General features: G+C 60.7%; 8 protein-coding genes. 6 read left to right on the plus strand and 2 right to left on the minus strand.

The annotated features are described in order from the left end of the window. Positions 1-111: 111 nt before the first annotated feature. Positions 112-1,941 carry a 2-dehydropantoate 2-reductase gene (locus E7813_RS26140; protein WP_363331162.1) on the minus strand — a complete coding sequence of 610 codons (1,830 nt, stop codon included), beginning with the start codon at positions 1,939-1,941 and terminating at the stop codon, positions 112-114. Positions 1,942-2,124: 183 nt separating this feature from the next. Between E7813_RS26140 and E7813_RS09320 the strand changes: the two genes are divergently transcribed. The 6 genes from E7813_RS09320 to E7813_RS09345 all read left to right on the plus strand — a co-directional run bounded on the left by E7813_RS09320 (position 2,125) and on the right by E7813_RS09345 (position 8,922). Further along, on the plus strand, positions 2,125-3,192 hold the full coding sequence (locus E7813_RS09320) for an extracellular solute-binding protein (RefSeq protein WP_291573076.1): 1,068 nt from the start codon (positions 2,125-2,127) through the stop codon (positions 3,190-3,192). 272 nt (positions 3,193-3,464) lie between these two features. Beyond that, entirely contained in the window at positions 3,465-4,022 is a 558-nt protein-coding gene (locus E7813_RS09325; protein WP_291573078.1) for a GDSL-type esterase/lipase family protein, read from the plus strand. Between the two features lie 86 nt (positions 4,023-4,108). Beyond that, on the plus strand, positions 4,109-7,453 hold the full coding sequence (locus E7813_RS09330; protein WP_363331163.1) for a CHAT domain-containing tetratricopeptide repeat protein: 3,345 nt from the start codon (positions 4,109-4,111) through the stop codon (positions 7,451-7,453). A gap of 82 nt (positions 7,454-7,535) precedes the next feature. Further along, the gene (locus E7813_RS09335) at positions 7,536-7,940 is read left to right on the plus strand and encodes a hypothetical protein (RefSeq protein ID WP_291573082.1); all 405 of its coding nucleotides are present in this window, start codon (positions 7,536-7,538) and stop codon (positions 7,938-7,940) included. A gap of 86 nt (positions 7,941-8,026) precedes the next feature. After that, positions 8,027-8,155: a hypothetical protein gene (locus E7813_RS09340; RefSeq protein WP_291573084.1), complete on the plus strand. Its 129-nt coding sequence runs from the start codon at positions 8,027-8,029 to the stop codon at positions 8,153-8,155. 89 nt (positions 8,156-8,244) lie between these two features. Next, entirely contained in the window at positions 8,245-8,922 is a 678-nt protein-coding gene (locus E7813_RS09345) for a hypothetical protein (protein ID WP_291573086.1), read from the plus strand. A 1,055-nt stretch (positions 8,923-9,977) separates the two neighbouring features. Here E7813_RS09345 and E7813_RS09350 read toward each other — a convergent pair. Next, the coding region (locus tag E7813_RS09350) for a hypothetical protein (RefSeq protein WP_291573088.1) at positions 9,978-10,164 on the minus strand (187 nt) is incomplete at its 5' end.

The following is a 10,164-nucleotide window of genomic DNA, read 5'->3' on the forward strand; positions in this document are numbered from 1 at the left end:
CCTGAGTTGTTGCGCGAAAGACCTCGATCAGTGTCTTGCAAAACAAACGGCACGGCGTATGGGTCCCGGCGTTCGCCGGGACGACGTTGAACTCCTCACCCTGCGGCTCGCCTAAGCCGCCTTGCTCGCCTTCTCCACCTTAACGCCGCCGCCTTCCAGCAGCATGACCCGGTTGAGCAGCTTCACCAGCGCGTAGACGGATTCGATCGCGGGTGCGGCCGTGTTGGTCAGCTTGGCCATTTCCAGGATCGAGCCGATCAGCGCTTCGGTTTCCAGCGAGCGGCCGGCTTCGACGTCCTGCAGCATCGATGTCTTGTGCGCGCCGACGGCTTCGGCGCCGGCAATGCGCTTGTCGATGGTGACGCGGAAGGTGACGCCGAGTTTCTGGGCGATGTCCTGGGCTTCCCTCATCATGGTTGTCGCCAGCTCACGCGTCTCGGCGAACTGGCAGATGTCGACCAGGGTCGCATGAGTCAGTGCCGAGATCGGGTTGAACGACAGGTTGCCCCACGCCTTCAGCCAGATCTCCGAGCGGATATCCGGCAGCACCATCGATTTCAGCCCGGCCTTGATGAAGACGTCGTGCAATTCCTTGACCCGCGGGGTCTCCTTGCCGTCGAGTTCGCCGATCGGGAAACGATCGCCCTCGACGTGGTGGATCACGCCCGGCGCGGTGGCCGCCGCGGCCGGATAGACCACGCAGCCGATGATGCGGTTCGGATCGATGTTCTTGGTGAGCACGCCGGAGGGATCGAGGCTTTCCAGCTTGTGATTGTCGTACTGGCCGCCGAGTTTCTGGAAGTACCACCACGGCAGGCCGTTCTGCACGGTCAGCACCACGGTATCGGGACCGAGCATCGAGTCGATGTCGCGCACGACCTGATCGAGGAAGTGGGCCTTCACCGCCAGCACCACGATGTCCTGCTTGCCGGCCTCGGACGGCTTGTTGACCGCCTTCATCCTGGCGGTCTGCACCTTGCCGTCATGCCATTCCAGCTTCAGCCCGTTCTTCTGGATCGCGGCCAGATGCGCGCCCTGGTCGATCACGGTGACGTCTTCGCCGGCAAGCGCGAACTTGGCCGCCAGCAGGCCGCCGATGGCGCCGGCGCCGACGATGCAGATCTTTTTCTGCCTGGGCGGCGCGCCCAACAGATACGGGCTCGGCAGCACCTGGTCGAACTTGTTGCTCAGCGTGCCGACGCCATCGATCACGATCTCGACGATGTTATGGGCGTCCCCCATGGTGCCGGCGCCGAGCGAGGTGCCGCAGGCGATGATGTCGCCCGGCATCAGCGTCACGTCCTTGGAGATGGCGGCGACCAGCTTGTGCGGCGGGAAAAACATGTCGGCGACCGGATAATTCTGCCGCTCCTTGCCGTTGAGCACGGTCTTGACCGACAGCTTCATCGGATCGACGCCGGTGGCGATCACCGGGCCGAACACGCCGAAGGTGTCGAAGCTCTTGGAGCGTGCCCATTGTTCGAATGATTTGTCCTTGCGCAGCAGGTCGACGGCGGTGACGTCGTTCACGCAGGTGTAGCCGAAGATGTATTCGCCGGCCTCGGCTTCGGTGATGTCAAAGCATTTCTTGCCGATGACGACCCCGAGTTCGCCCTCGTAGATGATTTTTCCGGCATAGGTGGCGGGACGCTCGATCGGCTTGTTGGCGGGCCAGTAGGAATTCGGCGCTTTCAGGAACCAGAGCGGCTCTTTCGGCTCCTTGAATTCGTTCTTGGCGGCGAGCTGGTGGAAATTATTCCACAGGCAGACCATCTTGGAAGGCTGGCACGGCGTCGAAAGCTGGACGTCCGAAAGCTTCAGGGTCTGCCCGCTCGGCCTGGAGCCTGCGAACATGTCGCCGGCATGAACCGTGATGGTATCGCCTTCCAGGGTACCGAAGCCGGCCTTTCCATTCTCCTCAAAGCGGATCCATTTTGCCATCTGCGCGCTCTCCCGAGGTGTAAAGGCAGCGTCATTCGACCGCGCGGCCTTTGTCGCATTGTAGCCGCCGTGCCGTTCCCCGCAATCGTGCACTGCATCATTGGGGATGCGGCCAATGTCCGTTATACTCAACCGGCAAGATCGCGGCCGAAGACCAGTCGCGCAATTCAACGGGAGGCTGCCTTGCGAAACCGGAAATGGTCGAGGCGTGACGTGCTCAAGGCATCGGCGGCATCGACCGCGGGCCTGCTGTTCGCGCAACCGCTGCGCGCGGCCGCGCCGCCACCGACCGCCGTCACGCCGGCATTGATCGAAGCCGCGCGCAAGGAGGGCAGCCTGTCGTACTATTCGGCGCTGGAACTCAACGTCGCCGAGCGGCTGGGCAAGACCTTCGAGGCCAAATATCCCGGCATTGCCGTGCGCGTCGAGCGCTCCGGCGCGGAGCGGATATTCCAGCGCATCGCACAGGAGCAGGGCAGCGGCATTCACGCGGTCGACGTCGCCAACTCTACCGACCCCGCACATTATCTCGACTGGAAAAAGAACGGCTGGCTCGCGGCCTATGTTCCCGACGACGTCGCCCGGCATTTTCCGGCCGATCAGGTTGATCCGGACGGAACGCACGCGACCTCCTGCGCGTGGATCGAGGCGATCGGCTACAATACCAATCTGGTCAAGCCCGAGGACGCGCCGAAGAGCTACGCCGACCTGCTCGATCCGAAGTGGCAGGGCAAGATCGTCAAGGCTCATCCCGGCTACAGCGGCGCGATCCTGACCGCTACCTTCGTGCTCGCCCGCGACCTCGGCTGGCCGTACCTTGAAAAGCTCGCCCAGCAAAAGGTGATGCAGGTGCAGTCGGCGGCGGACCCTCCGAAAAAGATCCTGCTCGGCGAGCGCGCTGTCATGGCCGACGGCAACGACTACAACCTGATGCTGCTGAAGGACCAGGGCAAGCCGGTCGAGGCGGTCTATGCCACCGAAGGCGCGCCGTTGATCATTGTCCCCTCCGGCATTTTCCAGAGCGCGCCCAATCCGAACGCCGCGCGGCTGTTCCAGAACTTCTTCTTCAGCGCCGAAACCCAGCAAATGCTGGCCGACAGCTACGCCCACCGTTCGTTCCATGCGCAGGTCACGGAGAAGCCGGGCCGCACGCCGCTGTCCGCCCTGAAACTGCTCAAGGCCGATCCTGCCGAGGTGCAGGTGCAGAGCGAAGCGATCAAGGCGCGCTATACCAGGATATTCGGGGTATGACGTGCCTAAACAAACAACGGCGGAGAAGTAACCCATGGGTCACGCCAGCCGACGTCCGCCGTTCGGGTCAAGCGGACCTCGAAGGCTGCGCCAGTCCGCGAATGTGACCCGGAACGGACCTTCGAACCTCGCAAACGCGTTGCTAGCCGACATTTGGCCTAGCGGCCCGCGACTCAAGATGCTCTGGTGATCAAGTTGAACAAGTTCGTCTCGGAAAATTCGGTTGAATTTTGCCAATGCGATAAAACACGGTTCCTAGGAAGGAGAAATTCGTGCCAATTATTCGGCGTATCCTGCAGGGTGGGGTGATCGCCGCCGTTATTACGTTCGGCATGGTTACATTCGCCAGCGCCGCAGATGCCAAATCAATAAGGGTTTTTGCCGTGGGCGCAAGCAACACCAATGGCAAGGGCGTGGGCTCCGACCAAGCCTGGCCTGCCGTACTTGAACGAATGTTGCGGGCGGAAGGCTACGACGCGACCGTCACAGTCAGTGCCATCGATGGTGATACGAGTGCAGGTGTTTTGAGGCGGGCCAATGCCATTCCGGCGGGGACGCAGGTCGTCGTGTTCGACACCGGGGGTGACAACGATCGTAAACATGGCATTTCTGAAGCGCAGATCGATGCAAACAGGGCGCAAATCATCGACGTCGCGCGCGCGCATGGAGCCACGGCCATTCAAGCCGCCTATAGGATGATTGTCGGCCCACAACACAGTGGTGGCGCGGGGTATCAAGCGGATGAGATACACCTGACGGCAAGCTCGCATGCGAAGGTTGCCGCTTACTTGTTGCCACAGGTGATAGCGGGTGCAGGGAGCAGTCATTAATGCCGAACATTGTAGCTGGTGGCGCTCAAAATTTTGCAAAATCACTAACCTGCTTTGCCGTCACGAGTTTGATCGCCTTGGCCACCGTGGTCGCCGCAAGCCAAAGCGCTTACGCACTCTCTCAAGAGCAGGCCGTCGCGAACTGCCGGGAGACCGTCGGCAAACCGAACGTTCAAGCCTGCATGCAGGGGATGGGCAAAGGTGGCGACCGCGAAGCCAATCTGGCGACATGCAGGGCCGCCATCACACCGAGGGTCAAGGCATGCGTGCTGGCGGCCCTCAATGCCGCCAATGGCAGGGCCAATGCCCCCATCGCGATCTACAAGGATGGCAAGCCGAAGGAGGACGTGGTCGCTCCGGGCAATGCATTGCCGGCTGGCTTCGTCGCGCCGCCGCGTACGATCGCCGATATCACTTCGGTGCTCGATAACGAAAAGCCCGACCCGGCGACGGCCGCGAAGCTGAGGTCCGACGCCGACGTTGAGCCGGGGAAAAGCACTAAACCCGCCGCGGAGTTCTACTACGACCGTGGCATTGCCCGCGCGCTGCTCGGCCGCAATGTGGAAGCGATGGCGGACGGCGAGAAGGCGCTCGCCGCGACGCAATCGTCCGGAGACGCATCTTTTGGCCCGCGGATCAGGCAGTTCATCGGCCTTCAGAAGCTGGCGCTGGGCGACATCAAGGGCGCGCTGCAGATAGCCCAATTCATGGTCACCGACGCCAACCGGCCGGGGCAGAAAGGTTACGCCTTCAACGCGCTGCGCGTGGCCGCTTCCATCCTGGTGCAAATGGGAGACATCCCGCAGGCCGAAGACTACATGCGCCGAAGCACGGCCATGCTGGCAGAAATGCGCACCAGCGGCGTGCCCGCGATACGGGCGAGCTACGCGCTTAAAGGACGGGGCTGGGAAGGCGACGTCGAGTGGATTCGCGCGCTCGTGTTCGATGCGCGAGGCCAGTTCCGCGAGGCCGAGGCGGCTTACGCTAAATCGCGCGAGTGGAAGTTGGCGTTGATTACCGACCTCAAGAACTTTGAGCATGCACCGCCCGAGTCGCAGGTGCTTGGCGCCGCGGACGTCAACCTCCTCGCCGTCGGACGCATGAAGGCGAAGCAGGGTCGGCTGGCGGAGGCCGAAGTTGATGTGCGGCGCGCGTTGCAATCGCAGCTGAAATCTGCGGGCAAATACAATCCAGCGACGACGAATTTCGTCATGGGCCTTGCAAATATCCTGATCGCGGAAGGCCGCTACGTGGAAGCTGAAAAGCTGACGCGCGCGGCGCTCGACATCAATCGCTCGTTGAACATCGAGGACGCCGCTCAAGCCAGCGCGCAGATGCTGTCCCAACTCGGCGCCATCCTGACGTTCCAGCGCAAGTTGCCTGAAGCCGCTTCGGTCTACGCCGAACTCGACAAGGCAATCGCCAAGTGGGAACCCCGACGGCGTGAAGTGCTGGAGCTGAATGGCTCGCGCATCAACGCCATGTTCGCGTCAGGGCAAATCCAGGCAGGTCTCGACGCAGCGCAGGCGCTGTTGAAGCGTGAAATCGCGAGAGTCGGCGAGAAGCATTTCGACGCAGCTTCCGCCCGGGGAATTCTCGCCGTTGGGTTGATGCGCGCCGGCAAGGATACCGATGCTATCCGCGAGTTCAGGGCCGCGCTTCCGATTCTACTGGCGGCCTCCCGCGAGAATGCCGACGACGACGATGCCTCGGTCGTGGTCGGACGGAGCCAGCGGCTGCAGGGGATTGTGGAATCTTACATCAAGCTTTTGGCGCACACGCAGTCTGGAAGCAGCGATATTATCGCGGATACGTTCAGCCTCGCGGATTCGATCCGTAGCCGTTCGGTCCAGCAAGCGCTGACGGCCTCCGGCGCCCGAGCCTCGATCAAGGACCCGGCGCTCGCCGAACTCATTCGCAACGAACAGGATCTGGAAAAGGAAGTGAGCGCACAGCTGGGCCTGCTCAACAACATCCTCGCCATGCCGTCCGCCGAACGCGACGAGAAGGGCGTGAAAGCCGTCAACGCCTCGATCGAGAAATTACGAGCCGACCGGGACAAGGCGCGCGCCGAAATCGACAAGAGCTTCCCGTCCTACGCCGATCTGGTCGACCCCAAGCCGCCGACTGTCGACCAGATCAAGGCGACGCTGGCCGATGGTGAGGCCGTGTTGTCGTTCTACTTCGGGCGGGACGCCAGCTTTGTCTGGGCCGTGCCGAAGGCAGGACCTGTGGCCTTCGCGGAGATCAAGGCAAACTCGGGCGAGATCGGAAGCAAGGTGCGCAAGCTGCGCGAGGCGCTGGAGCCGCAAGCCGCGATGATTTCCGACATTCCGCCGTTCGACCTGAAGCTTGGCTATGAATTGTATTCGCTGTTGCTGGCCCCGGTGGAGGCTGGCTGGAAGCAGTCGAAGAGATTGATTGTCGTGACCAACGGCGCACTCGGCCTGTTGCCCCTGTCGCTGTTGCCGACAGCTCCTGCCGAGATCGATCCCAACGACGAGCCGCTGTTTTCGAGCTACCGCGCTGTTCCATGGCTCGCGCGGCAATACGCAGTCACGATAGTGCCCTCTTCCGCGGCTCTGCGCGCCCTCCGCCAGTTGCCACCCGGCAAGCCGGGACGCGGCGAGCTGATTGCGTTTGGCGATCCCTTCTTCAACGCCGAACAGGCAGCGGGAGCCGAATCGGCGACAACGCCCGTCGCGGTGGCAAGTACGAGCGAAGTGACCACGCGCGGCATGCCACTCAAGCGCCGCTCAAGTCCGAAGCTTGAAGGCGTCGATAGCGCCGAACTCTCCATGTTGCCGCGTTTGCCGGACACCGCCGACGAATTGCGGTCGATCGCGCTCGCGCTACAGGCCGACCCCTCGAAAGTCCTGAAGCTCGGCAAGGATGCCAACGAGAGCGTCGTCAAAACGATGGACCTTTCGGGGTTCAAGATACTGGCCTTTGCCACACATGGCCTTATGACCGGCGAACTGAACGGGCTCACGCAGCCGGCGCTGGCACTTACCGCGCCTGCGGTCGCCGGTGTCGAGGGCGATGGTCTCCTCACCATGGAGGAAATCCTGGGATTGAAGCTCGATGCCGACTGGGTAGTGCTGTCGGCCTGCAACACCGGAGCGGGAGCGGGAGCCGGCGCCGAGGCCGCATCGGGTCTTGGTCGCGCATTCTTCTATGCCGGTACGCGGGCGCTGCTCGTCACCAACTGGTCGGTGCATTCGCAGTCGGCGCGGCAACTTATCACCGATCTGTTCAAGCGGCAGGCAGATGATCCCAAATTGACGCGCGGCGAAGCCCTACGGCAGGCCATGATGGCGTTGGTGGATGGTCCCGGATATATCGGGGCCGACGGCAAGACTGAATTTGCTTACGCTCACCCGTTATTCTGGGCTCCCTATTCCATCATCGGCGACGGTGGAGCTCGCTAAGGCCAATTGCTGCAAGACAATAGGGAGAATGATCGTGCGGAGTCACTGTTTGGGATTGTTGTTAATCTGTGTTGCGAGTGCCATGCCGGCGGCGCTTCCCGCTTTTGCCGCCGTGGTTCTCATAACCGAGGAAGAAGCAAAATTGCCGCCACTCAAGGGAGCGGTAGCAACCGACCTGCGAGGGATCACCAGGGGTCCGAAAATCGAATTCGTTGCCGATAGCGACCCCAGTCATTCACCAATGCATTTTCGGCTCTCGTTTGTGTCGTATGGTGGCGCAAAGATCGATCCGGCTTCGGTCAAGTTTACTTATCTGAAGACACCGAGCGTCGACCTGACGAGCCGCGTCAAGCCATTTGTGCAGCCGACCGGGATCGACATCCCGGATACCCAACTGCCGGTCGGCGACCACATGTTACGCGTCGACCTCAAGGATTTGGACGGGCGCACCGGAACCATGATTTTTGCCCTGAAGGTCACGCCTTAAGGCTGCACAAGATGATGTGTTCGTTTTGCCTGAACGAGAATGGTCCGGAGGCGCTTGTTTGCGGCTCGTGCGCCCGCGACATTGCCGTGCCGAAATCGCTGCTCGCCGAGCGCGACGATCTGATACGGAAGCGTGACGCGGTGCTTCGCGAACTCGCGAAGGCCAAGGCTGAAATTGAACGCCTGACACGCCGCACAAACAGTCGTTCAGCCTGATGGAATGTCCGTTCTGCGCAGAAACCATCAAGGATGAGGCCATAGCCTGCAGGCACTGTTCGCGGGATTTGCGGATCGTGCGTCCTGTGATGCTCGAGATCGATGAAATTGTCGCCGACCTCGACAGGTTGCGCCACGAACTTGACGTCGTAAATGCCAGGCTCGGACGGATACGTTTTCCGGTCCGTTATTTTGCGGTGCATACACTTGGATATGTCCTCGTGCCGATCGTGCTGTTGGTCGCGGCACACGTTCTCGTCACGATCACATTTAATGTGAACCCGCTTTACCTGAGGCTGGCATCGATCGTTATTCCATTGCCGTTCGGCCTTTTGCTTTATGCGCGGCAGAGAATCAGATTTGGCGGCGCCGTTCTTGTCGGCGTTCTGACAGCGGCGCTATCGGTGACGGGCATGCTGGTCGTGACCGGGCTCAACGATGCTGTCCCAATCGTTCCCGGCTCCTGGTTCGAATGGCGAGAGGTCATCGAGTACGGCGCGAGCGTTGCGCTTGCATACTTGAGCGGTGACATTCTCGGATTCCTGATACTTGATGTATTGCCGAAAACGATGGCCCGGGGGGACAGGCCCCATGCCATCGCCTACAAGATCGCGCTAATGCTCGGTCCGTATGCCGGTGAGGAATTGCTTCGACGCCGCGCGCGCACGATTCAAGACATTCTTCGCAAGGCAGTGCCGTTAGCAAGCATCGTGGTAACGGTGGGTGGTTCCGTTTATGCGGGACTGAAGGGAATTTTCGGGTGGTAGACCGTCATATCTATGGGCGCAATAGAGCGCATAGCTCGGGTCTGCTGACGTTGCCAGAGAGTAAGTCGGAGACGGGTGCATGTCCGGGATCCCTCAGTTCTCGGCTAAAAAGTTCCCAAACTCAAATTTTGACGAAAAAGCGGAAATTCTTCCGACCCTTCAAAGGGCAATTCGCAAGCGCCAATAGCCCTTGGGCCATCCCTCGCATGCAGGAAATTCAAACACGCAGAACTCATGGTCTGCGGCACTTGAACTTAACCGGCTGAACTTGGCCGGGCCGTCCGGGCATGATGCATTCCCGATCAGGCGGGAGCACAACGCTCTCTGTCACCGGTAGCGACCCTGGTCGCCGAACTCGAACCGAAGCTCCACGATATCGACGAATACCTCAACGGCTGCTTCAGAAGTATCGGGGTATCCTAGAGATGATGCAGCCCGACAAATGAAAGAAGCCGCCAACTAAGGCTGCCCCTTCCTGCGCAGTTACTTGGGGCAGTTCGATGCCTTACAACCCTTGATTGCCTTCGCATGGGGAAAGCCCTTGGGGCCGCAAGTGCCAGCCGGGCATGCAACGAAGCTGCCAGCAGGCTTGCCGCTCATCTTATCAGCTGCGCTAGCTCGCACGTTCCCGGCGCTTAAGAAGAAGAGTGGAAGCGCCGCAACGATGGTAACAACGACGAATTTCAACATGAGCACCTCCAATGATTTCGGAGCAGATTGATGCTCCCAATTTTCAAATTAAGCCACTGCTGATTTCAAACTGGGCCACTGGGGTGAACACAGACAAGTACCGGCTTGCCCAACCGAACATTTGATTGAACAACTGTCCTAATGCAGTTTCCGGCCGCCCGCTCCGAAATCGAACACAAGCGCCACCAGTCCACAGGCAGCGCGGGGAAATTCGGCATCTTCAACGCGGTGGAATCTCCTCTCAGTCGGCGGAAGAGTTGTTGGCGCGGATGTTTCCAAAATCCATGAACCTTGCGCCGAGTGTGACCGGCAGGTGGGCGAGGAGAGGCGGAAGTATCCTGGCACGAATATCTCATTAAGTTTGATCAGACGACTAGCGCAGTAATTCTCTGCCGCGCGGGTGGTCGCGAGATATTAATCGGCTGCTGACCTCTACAATTTAGAAGCCCCGGCTGGTTTTGTTGCGTGGTTGAATCCGCGACTTCCGGTGTTGATGCTGTGGACGGCTCCTCCACCGGCACATCGGTGCCATGGATGTGGGCGCTGTTGAAG

Source organism: Bradyrhizobium sp. (assembly GCF_004799405.1).
Lineage (GTDB): Bacteria > Pseudomonadota > Alphaproteobacteria > Rhizobiales > Xanthobacteraceae > Bradyrhizobium.